Origin of the sequence: Halomonas meridiana (assembly GCF_009846525.1) — a bacterium.
In the GTDB taxonomy this organism is placed as follows: Bacteria; Pseudomonadota; Gammaproteobacteria; order Pseudomonadales; family Halomonadaceae; genus Vreelandella.
The window spans coordinates 699,267-717,918 of record NZ_CP024621.1; the positions used below are offsets into that span (position 1 = coordinate 699,267).

Consider the following 18,652-nt stretch of genomic DNA (forward strand, 5'->3'; position numbering starts at 1 on the left):
TTTTGTGCCTAACATTGACGTCGGTGGACGTTTTTGCCCGTGATGATGCCTTTAATCCTGCGAAGCCTTGCATTACCCCGCCTTTTTACGGGTTTATTTCCTGCCTCTTTGTGAAATACTTGAACCTATTTATCTAATCGCCTCTTGTCATCCACGATTGATGAGGGCGCTAAGGCGGCCAACGCCTGTCTTTCATAAAAACGTTTGGCGCAACGCGCTTGCGAACCTTCAGTGGAGATGTGCTCAATGGCGAAGTCATCAGCCGATATGCTTAAGTCAACGCAACCCGGCGTTATGAGTGGCCACCTGCTCAACGGTGTCAGGGTCAGCGCCCAAGAGTCTCACCGTGATTGGGACTTCTTGGCCAACACGCGCGACGACGTAGTGCGTATCGACGTACCGGCTGATCCCCAAGAGCGCATGGCGTTCGTCCGCCGCTGGATGGCGAAACATCAAAAAGCCCTGAAACAGGGCGGTATGGCCGCCACCCTCGTGCTGCCACTGATGGCGCAACAGGCCCTGGCGGATCAAATGGTCGCCGTCAATGATCTGCAAGGCGTGGCAGAAGTGATTCGCCAGCCCAACGGCAGCCTGACCCTCATCATGAACAGCGGCCAGCGCATTGATATTGCAGCCGCCGATGTGGCCTTGGAAAACGGGCGAGTGGTGGTCGATGTCGACTCCCTCATGGAGCTATTGGGCAACGACAGTGGCCTATTGGTACCGCTGAGCCAACTTCCCGACGTGCAAACCTGGGAGCGACTGCCCGACGGCAACGTGATGGTCACCCGTGCCGACGGCACGCAAATGGTCATTGAGCGCGGCGCGCTGGTGCAGCAAGGCGATTTATTCCTGATCAGCCCTAGCAATGCTCTGCAGCAAGGCATCGCCAGTGGCGAGGATTTCGGCAGTTTGTTGTTTGTGCCCAGCGCCTCTTTCGCCACCGATACCTCAAGCACCAGCAGCTTCCCTAGCACCGCAAGCAGTAGTAGCAGCGAGCCGGTCAGCTCGTTTGGTGACATTCCGCCTTGGCTCTATATAGGGGGTGGTGCCATTGCCGTGGGGGCTGCCGCTGCAGGCGGTGGAGGCGGCGGTGGCGGTGGTGATGCTGGCCCGGCCACTATTAGCGGCTATGTGGTCGATGGCTATATCTCTGGCGCGACCGTCACCCGGGCCGTAAATTCGAACCAAGTCACCACCAATGACGATGGCTTCTTTAGCGGTCTGCAGGGCAGCGGTATCTTGACCGCGACTGGCGGCGTCGATATTGCTACGGGTCTACCATTTACCGGCGTACTACGGGCCCCTGAAGACGCGACGGTCATCACACCGCTGACCACGCTGATGGTGCAGCTCTCCGAGCAATTTGGCCTGAACGACGCTGACGCCCAAACGGCCATCAAAACGTCGTTAGGGCTCGACCAGCGGATCGATCTAACGACGACCGATCCGCTGGCAGAGTCCTCGCCGAATGTCGATCTGCTGGTGGCGGGCGTAAAAGTGGCGAGCGTGTTAGCGATGACGGCCACGGCAGGCATCAGCAGCGCGGATGCCTTATCGCGCCTGGCGAGCGCCTTTAACCAAGCCAGCGACGCCGACCGCGAGCTTACCAACCAAGAGATGGCCGATGCGCTGTCGCTTCCGTCCATTGCAGGTCAGGTCAAGCAGGCCCTGGACGCCATCGATAATGCCAGTGATGGCCTCAATGTCGACGCCTACCGTGACGGTAACAACAACCCACTGCGTGATGCGCAGCAGGATGCCCAAGACCCTAACAGCGAACTGTCCGAAACGATCGACTCCCGCGCCGAAGTGCCCTATTTCACGCTACAGCAGGCGGTAGCGCTGGCGGCCAACGATGAACTGCCCGCTCAGTACTTGATCAACCCCGACCAGCCCTTTGCCGCTGGCACGCTGGGGCTCACGGCGGCAGGCAACCAATTAGCGCTGGTCGAAACGGTGCTGGCGGGAGATTTTGATGTCGCCACTGCGCCTATTGCGCTAGCTGACCTCTACACATGGTCGGTGCGTGCGGATGCCGAGGACGTGTTGGTGAGCGGTGGTTTAGGTCGCCCGGAGGTGGTGGGTGCGCAGAGCGTGACGCTGACCAATGCCACCATCCGTCCAGATCAGTTCGCTGACCTTAATACCCTCGACAATTTTGATTTGGGCAACACGGTCGTGCCTTACACGTTGGAAGAAGCGTTAGCGACCGACGTGATGCCCGCCAACTACACGCTGAACCCGAGTACCCCTTTCTCCGCCGGTGATTTGACCGTGCGGGAAGCCGCCGAGCTGATCGACAGCACCCGCATACTACTGGATCTTGCCCAAAACACCGACAGCGATAACCTCTCTCGTGACCTGTTGTTAGAGTGGAACATCGTCGATAGCCTCGACACGATTTTAGGAACGCCCGCCGCGCGCCCGCAAATCGCCGAAGCCAACAGTATCAGCGTGACGGAAGCGTTCATCACGCCTGCTCAATTTGTACAGCTCAATGGCTTGGCGAATTTCGTGCTTGGCGAGACCGAGGTGGATTACACCCTGGCCGAAGCGCTGGATGCCGATCCGCTCGCCAGCAATTACATCATCGACCTTCAGGCAGTGCTGAACGCAGGCACGGTCACCGTGGCCGAGGCAGAAACCGAGTTTGCCGACGTTATCAGGGTATTGGAAGGCGCTAACAACCAGCCGCCGCTCACGCTATTTGAGTGGGTCATTCGCGATGACGTTGGTGCGATTATTGCCGACCTGGATCAAGGGCATGTGATCGAGGCGAATCAAGTGTCGGCGAGCAATCGCGTGATCACGTCGGCTCAGTTTGACCAGCTCAACACGTTGGACAACTTCGAGCTGGGCACGACCATCGTTCGCTACACGCTGGAAGATGCCGTCAATGCCGATGAGCTGGCTGCCAACTACGAAATCGACACCACCGTGCCCTACGAAGCAGGCGAAATTAGTGTTGATGAAGCTTCTGCAAGGCTGGCAGATGTCGAAAGTATTCTTGCTGGTGCAGACAATACCCAAACGCCCGACGCCGATGAGTTGTTCAACTGGACGGTCGTCGATAGCGCTTCCACGATTTTAGAAGCGGGTAACGTACCCCACCTCGTCCGCGCGGATGCAGTGAAAGTCAATGACGACATCATTACGATTGCGCAGTTCGAAGCGCTGAGTGCCGCTGAATTTAACTACGTTCGCCTTGGTGAGCTGGTGGAGTACACGCTGGCTAACGCCATCTCCGTCATCGATGCTGGCGATGGCCCACTCGTCGACAGCTACGTGATTGATCTGGATACATCGTTCGACGCCGTATGGACAGTCGACCAGGGAGAGAGCTACTTCGCGATCATTGCAGGCGCAGAGAACCAGACGGCCTTGCTGGCAAGCGATGCCGTGGTATGGCAGATCGAAGACAACATTAGCAACTTGCTCAACGGTATCAGTAACGTCAACGCCGATGATGATGCGTTTGGCGACGATGCCATTGTGAATGCTGAAACGGTGCGGGTGACAGGTACCACCATCACGCAAGCTCAGTACGAAGAGCTGTCGGAGTTGTTAGGTAATACGCTGCGCTTAGATGCAACTGACAGTGCCGCCAGAACCACTGTCACCTATGCGAACCTGGAAGCAGCCGTGGGTGCCGAGGCCGGTGGTGTGCTTGCCCCCAGTGAGTTTTACTCCATTACAGGCAACACGCCCTACGAAAATCCCAACGGGGCATTGAGTGTTGCCAATGCGCTGACAGAGATTGAGACCGTCAAGAGCATTCTTGAGGGCTCTACCAATCGCGACGCAGCCAATTTTGAAGCCTTTTACAATTGGAGCATCACCGACTCTGCCAGCAATATTCTTGATGTCATTGAGAGCAGTACAGGCGGTATTCCGGAAGTACTTGAAGGCGCAGACAGCATCCTTGCGGCCAATGGCGGTGCAGATGGCAACATTCTAGCCGCTGAGTACGACGCCTTGGTGGTAGAGCTGGGTGCCAATGGCTTTGATTATAACGAGGTCGAATACACGCTGGCCTACGTGTTTGACGAAACTGACAACACCTTTGCCGCTCCAGACGATCTAGCCGACCGCTTCTTCTTTACTAGCGACGTGTTCGATATTAATGATGCCTTGGGCGTGGGGATCAATGTTGCCCAGGCAGAAGAGTATTACGATGCCGTCGAGGCGCTGGTGGATGCAAGCACCGACGATTTGCTCGTCACCGATATCTACGCGTGGAGCATCTTGGATAGTGCGTCCAATCTTGTCGATGCATACAACGGCAACAGCAATCGGCACCCCCCTTACGTCAGCGACGCGACGCTGGTCGAAATAAACGACACGGCGGTTATTACGTTTGAGCAATACGCCATTCTGGATCAAATCGCTGGCTTTGAGATTCAGTCGTATACGCTTGAGGAAGCGGTGGGGATTTATCTAGAAGACAATAATGGGCTGGCGACGAATTATATTATTGATGCTGAGCAGGACTACCAAGCTCAAAATCTCTCGATCGAAGATGCTTTGATCTATAGAAATGCCGTCGATGTTCTGCTGGGTGATACGGACAGTGCTGCCCGTAATACACAGCTAGATGGTACAGCTCTAGATGGGCTTTATAGTTGGACCATTGAAGACAGTGCAGAGAATATTTTAGCAGAGCAATCCAGTGAACCCGCCTCAGGCATATTAGAGAACGTATCAGGTATTCGTTTGACAGATGAGTCCATCGTATATGCTGATCAATATTTAGAGGGTCTTAACCAACTCTTGTCTCCAGAGGATTTGGCAAATGTTCGAGTGGACTTTTTTTATGGTCCAACAACCAGTCTAGACTTTGTTGAAGGCCAGGGGTTTGCAGAAAACTTTGGTCTGATTGTAGGAAGTGATAGTCCTCAGACATATTTTGGTGACGATAATCGTGGTGTATCCGCTTCAGAAGCTGAAGCTCAGTATCTGCGCATCGCTAATCTTTTCAATAACGCAGCCGTAGTGCCGGAAGGCGGTATTCCTGCGCTAGTTCAGTGGCGCATTAATGACTCTGTCAATAATATCGACACGAACATTCAATCAGTCTTGCTGGCAGACCAGATACATTTAACAGATGCAGACTTGACCGCAGCACAATTTCTGAAGTTTGTCAGTGTAGAAGACGGTAGTGTGACTTTGCTGGAGTCGCTTCAAACAGGCGGTATTGACACCGTTACCTTTACACCAGAAGAAGCCTATGAAAATAGAGAGGCTTTCCTAGAGTTAGCGGGTGAAGTCGCGAACTTCAATATCGTCGGTGATCAACTGGTCTTTAGCGAAACTTTTTCAGTCGATGGGGCCAATACCCTTAACGCAACTCTGAATTCGCTGATTGCGGCAGCCAATACCTCTCCAACGAGGGAAGACGCTTATAGCTGGCGAGTGTTGGATTTAGTCGAGAATCTTGTCGTAAGCAACAATGGTGAGTTATCCATTGTAAACGGCGATGGGGTGCTTAACGCTTCTGAAGTGCGTGTACGCGACAGCGAAATTTCCATCTCACAATTTGAAGCGCTGCTTGCGCTTGATAGCTTTATTCAAGGGAACGTGGTGGTTGGCTATACCCTTGGTGAAGCGCTGGAGCGCCTGCCTGCCGCCTTTGGCCTAGCTGATAACTATACCCTCATCGATGAGGAGCCCTTTAATATTGGCGAGTTGAACGCTTTCGATGCCAAGCGTGTTTATCAACTTGTAGAGCGCCTCATTGAAGGAGCTGAAAATCGTGATGAAGTGACAGTCGATAGCTTGATGTCTTGGGTCGTTAAAGACTCAATAGCAGAATATCGGGCAGTGGGTATAGAGTCAGACAATGCTTTCCTGCTTGAGGCTGATCGAGTAGTTGTAGCTGCTGGTGATACGGTGACTCCTGAAGACCAACAGGATGCAGCAGAAGCATCTGACGCATCGGGCGCTAATTTTGTTGTGGAAGCAGGCTCTCCTGCTCCTTCTTTCAGCCTCACTTACACCCTGAATGGTAGCGAAACATTGGGTGACCCCATTATCGACTTCAGCACGGGCGCTGACGGAGATCAGCTCATCGTTGAATTAACGAACGATGAGTTCAACTCGCTCCGTGGTGATGGCTCAGGCTTTGCTAATTACGATACAGCTCAAGTGCTAGGGGCTGATGAAGCTTTCGTTGTCTTCAGTGCCGAAGAATTTGTGAATGATGGGGCAAGCTGGTTAGCTAATCTGGAGCTTGGCACTGGAAACGTTGTTTATCTATTAGCTGGCAATGGCGATACGGTCAACATCAATGATGATGCCCAGCTATTCCGGGTAGAGGAGTCGGATACAAGTTTCGACACTCAGTTGATAGCCAACTTCGAAAATATAGATCTCAATAATTTCGAAGAAGTGAACACCAACTACTCCATCATTACCTAGTGCGTAACTAAACAAACCCCAGGCCGCCGTAAGGCAGCCTGGGGTTTTTACTGTTCTTCCACGCGATTTCCCATACCTAACAACACCCAGCCGCGCCATGTCTATTGTTCAACCCCGCCAAGCATCGTATAAATGCGGTGCTTAAGTGCACATCGACTCAATAACATACACATCTTCGCTGGAGATACCCCCATGGGCGTGACCTATCACGAAAGCAATGCACGTATGAGCCAAGTGGCTGTTCATAATGGAACGGTTTACCTTGCGGGCCAAGTACCTGCGGACGCCACGGTGGGCATGCGTGGCCAAACCGAGCAGGTGTTGGCGCGCATTGATGAGCTGCTGGCGCAGGCGGGCACCTCTAAAGAGCACCTGATCTCTGCTCAGGTGTGGGTGACCGATATGGCGGAGTTTGCGGAAATGAACGAAGTGTGGGAAGCCTGGGTGGTGCCGGGTCGTCCGCCGGTACGCGCGGCGCTGGAAGCCAAGCTGGCCAAGCCCGAGTGGAAAGTAGAAATTATGGTGATTGCCGCACTGCCTGACGCTTGAGCCAGGCGTTACCGCCGCGTTTGCTAGATGATCACGCCAGCGGCGACCAATGCGTCGCTGCTGGCGGTTCTATCAACGCTAGCCTTGATTAACGCTCTCCCCGAATCAGCACACTCCCTCGGTCACTGCCTTCTCCAGAGCGGCCAACCTACCGGGTTCCAGCGCTGCTTCCACCGCCGTAATACGAATCACGTTGGCCAGTTCAGGGTGGGCGAGGCGGGCCACCAATACGCCCTCGGCCAGCAGCTCCTGGTGAACCGCCGCTGCCAACTCCGCGCTGGAGAGCCGAATGCCGACGAAGTTCGTCGCGCTGGGGAGCACGTCGGCACCCAAGCCGATAAAGTGCAGCGCCAGCTGTTCGCGGCGGGCTTTTACCGCTTCAATGTGCTGCTGTACTTCCTCGGGGTGATCGAGCACGACTTCAGCCGCGGCCTGAGTGAACGACGACACCGCGTAGTGAATACGCACTTTCATCATCATCGCCAGCACGTCAGGCTCGGCAATCGCGTAGCCAATACGCATCCCGGCAAGGCCGTGGGCTTTGGAGAGCGTACGCAGGCGAATCACCCCCGGCAGCGCTTTGCCGAGAAACTCGCTGCCCGCGTCGTCACGAAAATCGCCGTAGGCCTCATCCAGCAGCAGCCAGCACGCCTCCGGCAGCGCCTCGCGCAGCTTGAGAATCGCGCTATCGCTATGCAGGTGGCCGCTGGGGTTATCGGGGTTCGCTAAGTACACCAACCGCGCATCTTCTTGATGAGCCGCCGCCGCCAGCGCTTCTAAATCCGGGGCGAGTACGCCGGGGGCTTCATGGTAGCTGGGCTCAATCAAGCGGCAGCCCTGGCCTAACGCAAAGTAACCGAAGGTAGGGTAGGTGCCCGCCGTGCTCACCACCGCATCGCCCGCCGTGCAGGTGGTGCGCAGCGCCAGAGCGATCAAGCTATCGGCACCGGCATCCACCAGCAGGTGCTCCAGGGGAATGTTCTGCTGTGCGCTCAAGCGTTGGCGCACTCCGAACGCCTCGGCATCGCCATAACAGTAAACGTGCTGCGCCACCGCATCTCCAAAGTGCTCCCGCAAGGCGCGATGGGGCATGTCTAACCCCTCGTTAGAGCCCAGACGGTGCGGGATCTCTCGGCCAAGCCGACGCTCCAATACTTTAATGCCGGGGAACGGGTTGGCCGGGCCTTCGCCAGTGAGATGCTCGGGGTAGCGGGGCATAACGTCTCCAAATCAGATAGCGTAAACTGTCGCCTAGCACAGTAATGAAAGCATGAACGGCAATGACAATACCCGTCCAAGGATACGGCATGGCTCACTTATTGCGAATCGTGATGATTCACGGTCACTTAAATGGCGTGGTCGAACTCAGTGTGGACGGCCACACCAATATTTGCGGCACCAACGCCTCCGGTAAAACCACGCTACAGCGGCTGGTGCCGGTGTTTTACGGCGAGCTACCCAATAAGGTAGTGCCCAAAACGCGTATGAAGTTCGATGCGTTCTACTTGCCCCACCGGAACAGCTATCTGGTGTACGAATACCGCCGCGAAGCGGGCAACATCTGCCAAGCGGTGCTGACCCGCAAGGCCGAAGGTGGCGTGGAGTACCGCTTCGTGGGCGCACCTTATCGACCGGATGATTACCTAGTGGAGACGGAGCAGGGCCCGCTGGCGCTGGACTATACCCAGTGGGCCAGCGGGCTGCGCCGTAGCGGCACGCCGGTTTCTCCCAAGCTGGGTGCTACCTCTGAATTCCGCTCGGTGATTCAGAACGATTTTACCCAGCTCCACGGCAACAGCCGCGATGGCCTGCGGCTGCGCCAGATCGCCGCTCAGTTTAGCCTAGTGAACCCCGAGCGGCGCATTCGCCATATCGAAAAGCTGGTCTCGGCGGTGCATGCCAAAGAGGGTAAGATGGATACCCTCAAGACCATGCTGGCGGCGATTTTCGAAGAGGACGGCGTCGAGCTGCCTGTCACCCGCATACGCAGCGCCAAAGCCCGCGAATGGATTGCCCAGATGCGCCAATCCATGCGTCTGGAGCCGCTGCAAGCCTCGCTGGCCAAGCTCTCTGGCATCGACCGCGAGCTGGCCGAACTCGACACCACCCTGTGGCAACTCAAACCCCAATTGGCCGACGACCGCGAACAGGCCCAGCGGCGGGTGGCCGATGTAGACAGCGAACTCAATCGCCACCAGCAGTCATTCCAGGCCGAAGAGCAGGCCTACACCGAACGGCGGGATGCACTCAACGACCAGCACAGCGAAGTGGCAAGCCAACTGCAGCACACCCAGCGCCGCCTCAACGACCTGCAAACCCAGTTCGAGCGCTATGCTGATGCCGATATGCCCGGCCTGGAGCGGGATATCAACGCGCTGCCCCAGTGGCGCGAACAGCGCGACCAGCTGCAGCAACACCTGCAAGTGATGCAGGACGCAGTGAAGGAAAGCCAGGCGCGCCTAGATGGCCGACTGCGCGAACTCTCCGACACCCTCGCCCGCCAGACCCAAGAGAGCCAGGCGCTGATTGACGCGCTGGTCGAAGAGAAGGCCGAGCGCCGCGAGCAGCAGTGGCAAACCGAACAGCAGCATAACGAGCGCTATCAGCAGGCCCGCCAGCGGCTAGAGAGCGAGTACCAAGCCCAGCTAGAGCTAGGCGTCGAGCAGTTGGCCGAGCTGAAGGCCCAGCTCGCCATGCCCACACAAACCCGCGAAGAAGCCCAGGAAGCCGAGCTGGCCCAGGCGCGGCTGGACGACGCCCAGCAAGCCCGCAGCGCGGCGGGGGCGACTCTGGAAGCGCTGCGCCGCGAGCTGGATACCCACAAGCGCGAACGCGACACCGCCGAACAGCACCTGGTGCAGTGCCGCCAGCAGCGCGAGCGCGCCGAGCAACACTGCTACACGCTCTACCAGCAGCAAACCCCCGAGCAGGGCAGCCTGCGCTACTTCTTGCGCTACCATCGCCCCGGCTGGGAGCGGCAGCTAGGCAAGGTGATTGCCCCCGAGCTGCTGGAGCGGCGCGACCTCGCCCCGCAGCTAGCGGAAAACGCCAGCGACGACCTGTTCGGCCTGGCGCTGGACCTTTCCGCTATTGCGCTGCCGGAGTATGCCCAGGACGAAGCCAGCCTGCTGGCCGCCATCGAAGAAGCAGAAGGTGCCAAAGCCCGCGCCCAAAACGCCTGCGTCGCCGCTGAAAAAGCGCTCAAGCAGCACAACGAGCGGGTGCAGCAGGCGGATGATGCCCAGGATACCGCCCGGCTGGCCCTCCAGCGCGCCGAGCAAGAAGTGGCGTACGCCCTGGAAGCGCGCCGCCAGCAGCAGGCCCGCCACGCGGAGAGCCAGAAAGCCCGCCGTGCCCACATCGAAGGCGCACTAGCCCGCCAGGAGCAGGCACAAGCCGAGCTGCGCGAAGAAAAGCGCGAAGCCCTGGCCGAGCTGTCCGAGACCCATCAAGGCCAACTGCTGGAACTCAAGGCCGACGCCCAGAGCCAGCTCGACAGCCTGGAGGCCCAGCTACGCACCTATAAACAGCAGCTTAGCGATGCCAACGCCGAACACCAGCGCCAGCGCGAAGAGCTGGAAGCCGCCTTCAGCCAGGAACTGGCCGACCAAGGCGTCGACCCCGCCCAGCTCAAGGCCACCAAAACCCGCCTGGAAGCGCAGAACGAGCGCATTCGCCACACCACCGCTCGCCAGGAGGAGCTGGCCGAGTACCAGCGCTTCATGCGCATCGAATGGGGCCAGCACAAACCGCAGCTAGTGGCGAAAGAGGCCGAACTGGCCCAGCGCGATCAGCAGCTCAAGCGCGATAAAGCGCATCTGAAGAACGCCTTCCATGCCGCCCGCGACGCCCACCAGCAGGCGGTGAACGACCTCAAAGCCCAGCGCGACAGCGCCCGAGGTACCCTGGACACTCTCACGCCGCTGCTCAACCAGCTGGACAGCCTGGAGCTGGTGGCCGAAGGCGCGCCAGCGGAAGCCAGCGTCGGGGATGTGGACGAGCGTATCGAGCGAACCCGCCAAGCGCTGACCAGCCGCCACCAGCAGCTAGAACAGTTACGCCGAGGCTGTCTGGAGGTCGAAAGCCAACTGATCAAAGACGCCAGCAGTGGCTTTGCCGATGCCCTGCAAAGCGAGCGCGACAAGTTGCCCAGCGACAGCCCCCGGCTACTGCTGCCGCTGCTGCGCGGTATGCTCAAACTGCTGGAGGATCAACAGCAGCAGCTGATTCAGGAAGGGCGTAACCTCAGCGACGACCTGGACAAGTTCTTTATCGTTTTCCGTGACCTGAACCGGCGCATCAGCGCTCAAAGCCGCCGGCTTTCGGAAGAGGTCGCCGACGACCTGCGCTTGGAAGGCATCACCAAGGCGGAAGTGCGCATTCAATCCACCATCGACGAGCTGGGCTTCTGGGAGCCGCTCAAACTGTTCGCCCAGCGCTACAAGGCGTGGCGGGAGTCCGGCCAGACGCTGCCTAGCGACGACTACCTCAACGCCCTGGCGGACGTGGTCGATTTGCTGCGCAGCGACCAGCAGTACAGCTTCGAAAGCTTACTGCGCCTGGAGCTGCACCTGAACGAAGGCGGCACGGATCTGGTGATCAAAAATGACCGCCAACTGCTGGAATCCTCCAGCCATGGCATGGCGTATTTGATTCTATGTAAGTTCCTGCTTGCCTTTACCCGCCTGCTGCGCGGCGATGCGCAAATCGCCATCCACTGGCCCATCGATGAGATCGGCACCCTGGCCTACCACAACGTCGAAAAACTGTTCGATGCCTGCGACAGCAACCGCATTCATATCGTCGGTGCGTTTCCCAACCCGGAATCCGACGTGCTGCTGCTGTTCGCCAACCGCTACCTGATCGAGCGGGATGCCACCCACCAGCAGCGCCAGCTCAAGCGCATTGAGCCGCGCCTCAGCGCGCTGGCGCAAAAGATCAAGCAGCGCCAACAGGAGGTCAGCGCATGATCGAACATGGCCCTTTACTGGAACGCCTGCTGGCCGGTGACTTCATCTGCGCCGTCAGCGACGACAACGCCTACCGCCACCTCTCCAACGAAGATACCCGCGAGGCGATCAACGCCTACCTGCGCCCGCTCAACCGGCGGCTGGCCAGCAACGAGGATGCCAGCGTCTACTTCCTGGCCTGGCGCCAGCTCAACGACGCGGCGCGGGAGCAGCTCTCCCGCCAGCTCGGCGACACGCTCAACAGCCTGCTGCCCATGCTGGAGTGGCTGCAATTGGTGCAAGAAGCGCTAGGCCACGACACCCTGGCGGCCCCCGGCGATGTGCTCAAACCCGCCGAATTCAGCGCCAAATGCGAAGACAACCAGAGCTTGCGCGAGCGCCTGGAGCGGCTAGCTACGGATAGCTTCTTTGGCTCCCAGAGCGACCAGTTGGATGCCCAGGTAAAGCAGATTTTCAAGCGGCTGAAGGAGCACGGCTACCTGATGCAGCCCCACAGCGAGCGCCAGGTGTTCGTGGTAACGGGCAAGATGGATTACTTGGTGGATGTGGTGCGCTTCATTCGTGATGAAGAAAACCTGCCGATCGATGCCGACGGAGACGAGGGCACGCAGGAGGCGTTGCTGTGAGTAAGCGTGTGGGCAATAGTGTGGGCAATGGCGTGAGTGAACTGGAGAGCCGCCTGCTGAAAACCGGCGCGGAGCGCCTGGCGCTGCTGGGCAAACACGCCGAGCGCCTCATGCAGGGCTATACCCGCGACGACGTACCGCTGGAAGGCCTGAGTGACGGTGCGCTGCGCAAGCTGCTGGCAGCCCGCGTGCTGTGGCGGCCCGACGAGCAAAGCGGCGTGAAGCTCTCGCCCAAGGTGCGCGACCTGATCGCCGAAATGCTCGCCGACGAAACCCGCCGCCACGTCAATGCCGACGTAGCGGAAACCCTGGAGCTGATTCGTAGCCAGATAGAGAGCTACCGGGAAGCGCGCAGCAAAGGCGAACACTGGCGGCAAGAGCAGCAGCTACTGCGCCTGCGCCAGGAAGTGGACGACCTCAACGGCCGCTTTGCCGACGCCATCGACAGCCTGTGGCAGCGGCTGAATAGCGATTTCGGCTTCGTCAGCCAGCTCAACGACAAGATCCGCGAGAACGACCGCGCCCAAAAGCAGATCGTGCGGCTACTCGATGGCCTCGCGCTGATCGACTTCGACGAGCTAATCGAACTGGTGGGTAGCGACGGCAGCCTGCGCAAGTTGCTCATCAGCCAGCTTCAGAACCGCCTGAGTCACCACTACACCAGCCTGCGGGAAGTGCAGCGTCGGCTGATCGACCTCATGGCGCGCTTCCGCAAGCAGCAGGCCCGCAGCCGCTTGATGACCGGCATGGCTGCCTTCATGCGCGAACACCCCGGCTTTGTGCCCGGCAACTACGCCCAGCGTAGCGAGGTGCCCGCGCTCTTCAACCGCGCCACCCCGCTCAACCCCGCCGCCGCCCCGGCGCTAGACCGTGCCCTGGATACCCGCGTACTGGCCGAGCTGCTGCATGACCTGCCCGCCCCACGCCACGCCGCACAAAACGTCGCGGTCGCCAACCCCGTACAACCCGCCGAAGAGAGCCTGGCCGCCGCCCGCCAGCAAGCGCTCAAGCAGGACGTGGAACGCTTCTACCTCGCAGTGCTCGATCAGCCGCCTACCGAACCGGTCAGCGCCCTGGCGTACCTGCAAGAGAGCGGCCTGGAGTGGGCGGACGAGATTTGGTTGTTCCAAGTCATTGCCGAGTACCAAGGGCTGCCGCGCAGCGAACAGCAGGCCTTCCGCCTGCAGCAAGAGGAGAGCAAGGCCAGCGCCTATAACGACCTGCGGCTGATTCACGATGTGGCCCTGGCGGTGGCGGTATGAACCTGCCCAGCCGCGCACGGGCAGGGCTCAACGGCGTGGCCCGGGAACTCAACCGCCAGCCTACGGTGGAGAAGCCCCGCCGCCAGTGGGTAGACGACGTCGTCGCCTGGTGCCGCCAGCAGGATATCGACCTCGGTATGCGGCTTTCCAGCCAAGCCCTACGCTTCGATACCGAGCTGCTGGCGCAGATCGATAGCGTTCTGGCCAGCGCCCACCTCGCCCCGCTGGGCCGCTCGCTCAGCGGCCTAACCAGCAGCGCCCAGGCGAAAGAAGGCGTGGAAGAAGATAAGGCAACCCGCGAAAGCCCCCGTGCGCGGCGGGTACTCGTCAGCTTTCCGCCGCAGCCAACAGCCGGGCTTGCCAACGAGCCACGCGCTATTCGTGATGTAGATGTAATGGGGCTAAAGCTGAGCGCGTTCAGCGCTCTAATACAGGTCGAAAACCTCGACAGCTTCTATGAGTTTTCGCTGGAAAACCCCGCACTAAGCGGCTATTCAAACCCGTTGGTCGTCTACCGCGGCGACAGCCACTACGGCGGTGGCTTTGCCTTACTCGCCGAGGCATGGCGCAAAACCCGCCGAGCACACATCTATGCCGGTGACTTCGATGTTAAAGGTGTCACGCTAGCGCTCGACAGCAACGCCACTCACTTGCTCCTGCCCACTATCGAATGGCTTACCCAAAATGCCACGCCGCTGCACATGCCCGCCGAACAGTTTCCCTATCAGCGTAGGCTGCGTAAGCACCTTGCTGCGCTGCCGTCTGCTCATCCATTGGGTGATTACCTGACGTTGTTGCTGGAAAAGCAGCGGGGGTTAAAGCAGCAGTGGTTTGGTGGGGAGATGCTTTGTGTGGGGCTTCGGTAGTAGCAATTTTGTTTGTGCTGCCAATCAAGCTCACGATTTTCCTTGGTTGGTTGCCAACGGGCTCATCAGCGTAGTAGACCTGATGCCCACAGCGTAGTAGTGTTTTTCTAGGCTGAATTATTAGGTAGAGCAAAATGATCCAGTATGTGACTTTTAGATATGCCATCTATTTTTTCTTTGCCTTCAGGCGAATCAGTGGGATAGAGTCACATAAGCTTGTTTCATAACCTCAATGAATGAGCGGCCACGTTTACTGAGGTTATGTAGCCTTTTGAATAATCACTGTTAGGTGGAATGCATTTTTGCACTTTAAAATAAGGTAAATATGGAAAATAATAATGGGTTAGAAGGAAGGGATTGCGTTCCTTTCTTTAATAAAGATAGAAATCAAATTATTTTTGAGTTCTGTTATTTGGTTTTTCTGTTTGTTGCAGCTTGCGTAACAATTTTTATCTTACAGATTAAATCTCATGAGCTTGGAATAAATCACAATAACAAACTTGCTTTATTTGCTCTTCTTGGAGGTTTTTTAGGCGGATGGGTCTATGACGCAAAGTGGTTTTATCGAGTTACTGCTCGTGGTAAGCATGATCAATATGGCTTTTCTTGGCAACCTCATAAATTTTATTGGAGAGTCATGACGCCATTTTTGTCAGCATTGGTAGCCTTTTCAACTTATATGCTACTTGATTCTGGCCTACTTCCTGTTGAATTAAAAAATAAAGATTCTGCTAAAGTAGCAATTTCAATCTGTTTTGTTCTTGGTTATTTTTCAGATCTTGTTTTAAGTCGGCTAGCTAAATGGGCAGAAAAAATCGTTCCCAAGGTAACAAATGAATAAGTGTAATATATGCAGTGAGCTTAATGATGACATGGTCAATATCCCTAGTGACTATGCTAATATTGTTAAATCCAAAAGAAATATAATTTTATCCTCTAAAGATTTGGTGGTTCTGCCAAGTTTTGGGCCTTTGAATAACAGTCATGTGATGATTGTTCCAAGAGACCATTTTTTTAATTTTTATTCTTTATCACGAGACTGTTCAAAGCAAGTTGAATTCTTATTAGATAAGCTTAAAGAAGGTTTTTTTAATTCTTTTGAGGAGGATTTGGTTTTTTTTGAAAGCGGAGCTGGAGCCAATAGTAATCATTCTGGTGGTTGTATTGTTCATGCTCATATTCATTGTGTTGTTCAAAGCAAAGAGTTTGAGCGTAGTTTGTTTAAAGAGGTAGAGCTTGAGGAGATCAATGATAAAACTACCTTTGATGTTCAGAAAGGTTATATTTGGTATAAGGCGGCTGATGGTAAAGAGTATTTGAAGAACAACCCTCTTTTGCCATCTCAATTTTTACGATACTTATATATGCAAAGCTCCAGTACTCCTGCATCATGGAATTGGCGCCGAAATATTGATGTTGGTGGTATGCAATCAGTTATTGATACTTATCGTAAGATTTTTATCTGACAAGTTGCTTAAGCGGAAAAACAAAAGTTGGCCATCACTCCACGATTATAACCAACCATTATTTTCTGCTTAGCAAGGTGATATGCGACAAGGTCGAAGATAATGAAAGTTAGAAGTTTGATAAAAATTATAGAGAGTGTGGACGGAGGTGTTCATCTAACCTTCTTCCGACCATCATTGTCGCTGCCATATGCGGCTAGAGACAAAGAGCATGCAATAGAAGTGGCTCGCCGATTTTGTCTTGAAACTATCGATAGAGAGGGGCGTCCTTGGGTTGAGTTTTGGAAAGGCGGGGGGTAGGCGTTACGTTAACTGCCCAGAAGGTTTTGTCAAACTGCCCATTGATATTTGGTGCTGTAAGCTAACAGGTGAGGCCTGCAGTATCCAAGCTAGTGTCAATCCTGAAGATGAACCAGGGTTTAGGCATGGCTGCCATGCTGATAGTGATAAGCAGGATAAAATCCTCAAAACGATACGAACAGGCAAGTACGATGGTTTTCATCACGTTCCGGGTCGCTCTCTGTGCATTGCTTGTGAAGAAAAAGGAGGAAAAAAAGAGTCGTTTTATTATCACTTCCCTTGGGAGTTTGCTGAGCTAGATGTAGCTATCGGCCAAACGTACGAAGAAACTATTGGATTGCTAGCTAAAAATGGTATTTCTCTTAGTTATGTCATGTGCCCCCTTTGTGCTTCTTGTTGCTATGAAGAAGCGGTTCGCTTCGATCCCGGTTTGCATGGGCAGCTAAAAGTGCTCGAATTTGATGCATATTTTCGCTCTTGAATTGCATAACAATTCGCGTCACTCGTACGTAACGAGCGCTGTAGAGATCTGATTTTATGGTTTTAACACTAAATGCAGTAATCACAGGCTGCATTCGATAAACATAGCAGTACGTATATAGATCTCAATTGCATTAATGCACGCCTGATATTTATTGTACAAGCACTGCCATTTTAAATTTAGCTAATTGACAATCCGGTGCCTTAATCCTAAAACGAGTGAATAAATGAGGCTGCAAATAAGCTATGAACCTACTCTTCCTCGGCACCTCCGCCGGTGTACCCACCAAAAGCAGAAACGTATCCGGCATCGCATTACGCGAGAGCAAAGGGAAGGGCTGGTACCTGATTGATTGTGGTGAGGGCACCCAGCATCAGGTTTTGCACACAAAGCTGTCGTTTCATTCATTGAAAGCCATCTTGATTACCCACGTACACGGCGACCACTGCTATGGGCTGCCGGGCATTCTGGCCAGTGCGGCCATGGGCGGGCGCACAGCACCACTGACCATTGTGGCACCAAAGGGTATTCAAACCTGGTTGGAAGCCACGTGTGCGGTCACACAGCTTTGCTTACCCTTTGCTCTGGAATTTATCTGCTCCGATGATCTGCCCAGCGTTGAGTTTGAGAATATGGCGGTGGCGACGTTTGCGCTTTCCCACCGCGTGCCGTGCTATGCCTATGCGTTCGCCGAGCGCAACGTGGATGCTGCCCTGGACGTGGATAAATTAGATCAGCAAGGCATTCCCAGAGGGCCGTTGTGGGGGCAGTTGAAACAGGGGAGGGATGTGGCGTTTGAAGGCAAGCAGCTGCGCAGCCAGGATTATCTGATGTTCAAACACGCCCCCAGAAAAGTGGTGATTGCCGGAGACAACGACCGGCCTGAGTTGTTGGCAGAGGCGTGCGCCGGGGCGCAGGTATTGGTGCACGAAGCCACCTACACCGAAGAAATGGCCGAGAAGGCTGGTGAGGTAGGGCATAGCTACGGCAAGCAGGTGGCGGCGTTTGCTCAAGCCATCAAGCTGCCCAACTTGGTGCTCACCCACTTCAGCCCTCGTTATCCGCTTATCTCCCATACCTCGCCCTCCATTGAGGATATCCGCAAAGAGGCACAAAGCGTCTATTCAGGCGCGCTCTACATGGCGCGGGATTTTGGCGAATACAGTTTGGAAAAGGCGGGCCAGTTGACTGAACTGCCGTACGAATAGCCGATGTCACCGTGCCACTTCTTTGATAGCCCAACGGGTAGATCAGTCGCGGCAATAGCCTTCACCTGTTTTAACTATTAGGCAGTCCTCTTTCTCCAATAGCCATTTCATACCGGTGGCTTCGCCATCGCCAGCTCGGAGCAGGTGTTGGCCGTCCTCGCGGTTGAAGCGGATGCACTCGGCGGTTGCTTGGCCTTCGAAGGTGCCGCGTTGATCGGCATCCAGGCCATACTGCATTTCAAGTAGGTAGTGGCCGGGGCCTGCAGGCTCGTCCTTGCTGATGTCCAGGAATAACCCTTCTACGCCAATCCATCGGCCAATCCATTGATCGGTTAGCTGATGGTGGGGCGGGTGTTGCTCGGTTGCCGTGTCCGGAGCAGGTGCGCTAGGTGACGCGGTGTTGCTGCTGCACCCGCTTAATAGCAACACGGCGATGAGTGCTAACGCGGCTTTTTCCATGGTGGCCTCCGTCATCGGTACTGCCGTTACTTGCTATATACACGT

Annotated in this window: 12 protein-coding genes; 10 read left to right on the top strand and 2 right to left on the bottom strand. The window is 55.9% G+C overall.

Annotation, left to right across the window (positions count from 1 at the left end; translation table 11 throughout):
* Positions 1 to 246 precede the first annotated feature (246 nt).
* Both CTT34_RS03500 and CTT34_RS03505 read left to right on the top strand, forming a co-directional pair.
* Positions 247 to 6,420 carry a calcium-binding protein gene (locus CTT34_RS03500; protein WP_159341201.1) on the top strand — a complete coding sequence of 2,058 codons (6,174 nt, stop codon included), beginning with the start codon at positions 247 to 249 and terminating at the stop codon, positions 6,418 to 6,420.
* A 192-nt stretch (positions 6,421 to 6,612) separates the two neighbouring features.
* Positions 6,613 to 6,969 (top strand): RidA family protein, encoded by a 357-nt coding sequence (locus CTT34_RS03505; protein WP_054641705.1) that lies wholly within the window; start codon positions 6,613 to 6,615, stop codon positions 6,967 to 6,969.
* Positions 6,970 to 7,074: 105 nt separating this feature from the next.
* On the opposite strand, the gene CTT34_RS03510 is transcribed toward CTT34_RS03505, so the two are convergent.
* Positions 7,075 to 8,187, bottom strand: coding sequence for a pyridoxal phosphate-dependent aminotransferase (locus CTT34_RS03510; protein WP_159341202.1), 1,113 nt, complete (start codon positions 8,185 to 8,187; stop codon positions 7,075 to 7,077).
* A gap of 89 nt (positions 8,188 to 8,276) precedes the next feature.
* On the opposite strand from CTT34_RS03510, the gene CTT34_RS03515 reads away from it, so the two are divergent.
* The 8 genes from CTT34_RS03515 to CTT34_RS03550 all read left to right on the top strand — a co-directional run bounded on the left by CTT34_RS03515 (position 8,277) and on the right by CTT34_RS03550 (position 18,148).
* On the top strand, positions 8,277 to 11,939 hold the full coding sequence (locus tag CTT34_RS03515) for an ATP-binding protein (RefSeq protein ID WP_159341203.1): 3,663 nt from the start codon (positions 8,277 to 8,279) through the stop codon (positions 11,937 to 11,939).
* Positions 11,936 to 12,565, top strand: coding sequence for a condensin complex protein MksE (locus CTT34_RS03520; RefSeq protein WP_159341204.1), 630 nt, complete (start codon positions 11,936 to 11,938; stop codon positions 12,563 to 12,565). The genes CTT34_RS03515 and CTT34_RS03520 overlap by 4 nt, the downstream gene beginning before the upstream one ends.
* Positions 12,562 to 13,827: a hypothetical protein gene (locus tag CTT34_RS03525; protein ID WP_254436449.1), complete on the top strand. Its 1,266-nt coding sequence runs from the start codon at positions 12,562 to 12,564 to the stop codon at positions 13,825 to 13,827. Before CTT34_RS03520 ends, CTT34_RS03525 begins: the two co-directional genes overlap by 4 nt.
* Positions 13,824 to 14,693, top strand: a complete 870-nt coding sequence (locus CTT34_RS03530; RefSeq protein ID WP_159341205.1) for a DUF7281 domain-containing protein — start codon at positions 13,824 to 13,826, stop codon at positions 14,691 to 14,693. Before CTT34_RS03525 ends, CTT34_RS03530 begins: the two co-directional genes overlap by 4 nt.
* Positions 14,694 to 15,018: 325 nt before the next feature.
* Positions 15,019 to 15,534, top strand: a complete 516-nt coding sequence (locus tag CTT34_RS03535) for a hypothetical protein (RefSeq protein WP_159341206.1) — start codon at positions 15,019 to 15,021, stop codon at positions 15,532 to 15,534.
* Positions 15,527 to 16,159 carry an HIT family protein gene (locus CTT34_RS03540; RefSeq protein ID WP_159341207.1) on the top strand — a complete coding sequence of 211 codons (633 nt, stop codon included), beginning with the start codon at positions 15,527 to 15,529 and terminating at the stop codon, positions 16,157 to 16,159. The genes CTT34_RS03535 and CTT34_RS03540 overlap by 8 nt, the downstream gene beginning before the upstream one ends.
* 241 nt (positions 16,160 to 16,400) lie before the next feature.
* Entirely contained in the window at positions 16,401 to 16,940 is a 540-nt protein-coding gene (locus CTT34_RS03545; protein ID WP_159341208.1) for a hypothetical protein, read from the top strand.
* Positions 16,941 to 17,185: 245 nt separating this feature from the next.
* Positions 17,186 to 18,148: a ribonuclease Z gene (locus tag CTT34_RS03550; protein ID WP_159341209.1), complete on the top strand. Its 963-nt coding sequence runs from the start codon at positions 17,186 to 17,188 to the stop codon at positions 18,146 to 18,148.
* A 42-nt stretch (positions 18,149 to 18,190) separates the two neighbouring features.
* Here the strand turns inward: CTT34_RS03550 and CTT34_RS03555 are convergent, their stop codons facing one another.
* Positions 18,191 to 18,607 (bottom strand): hypothetical protein, encoded by a 417-nt coding sequence (locus CTT34_RS03555; RefSeq protein WP_159341210.1) that lies wholly within the window; start codon positions 18,605 to 18,607, stop codon positions 18,191 to 18,193.
* Between the last annotated feature and the right edge of the window lie 45 nt (positions 18,608 to 18,652).

What these genes read in the sequence shown, in the direction of transcription:
- CTT34_RS03530 (WP_159341205.1), top strand. Translation starts at nt 13,824, where the DNA reads ATGAACCTGCCCAGCCGCGCACGGGCAGGGCTCAACGGCGTGGCCCGG.
- CTT34_RS03505 (WP_054641705.1), top strand. Translation starts at nt 6,613, where the DNA reads ATGGGCGTGACCTATCACGAAAGCAATGCACGTATGAGCCAAGTGGCT.
- CTT34_RS03500 (WP_159341201.1), top strand. Translation starts at nt 247, where the DNA reads ATGGCGAAGTCATCAGCCGATATGCTTAAGTCAACGCAACCCGGCGTT.
- CTT34_RS03535 (WP_159341206.1), top strand. Translation starts at nt 15,019, where the DNA reads ATGGAAAATAATAATGGGTTAGAAGGAAGGGATTGCGTTCCTTTCTTT.
- CTT34_RS03515 (WP_159341203.1), top strand. Translation starts at nt 8,277, where the DNA reads ATGGCTCACTTATTGCGAATCGTGATGATTCACGGTCACTTAAATGGC.
- CTT34_RS03510 (WP_159341202.1), bottom strand. Translation starts at nt 8,187, where the DNA reads ATGCCCCGCTACCCCGAGCATCTCACTGGCGAAGGCCCGGCCAACCCG.
- CTT34_RS03555 (WP_159341210.1), bottom strand. Translation starts at nt 18,607, where the DNA reads ATGGAAAAAGCCGCGTTAGCACTCATCGCCGTGTTGCTATTAAGCGGG.
- CTT34_RS03520 (WP_159341204.1), top strand. Translation starts at nt 11,936, where the DNA reads ATGATCGAACATGGCCCTTTACTGGAACGCCTGCTGGCCGGTGACTTC.
- CTT34_RS03550 (WP_159341209.1), top strand. Translation starts at nt 17,186, where the DNA reads ATGAACCTACTCTTCCTCGGCACCTCCGCCGGTGTACCCACCAAAAGC.
- CTT34_RS03540 (WP_159341207.1), top strand. Translation starts at nt 15,527, where the DNA reads ATGAATAAGTGTAATATATGCAGTGAGCTTAATGATGACATGGTCAAT.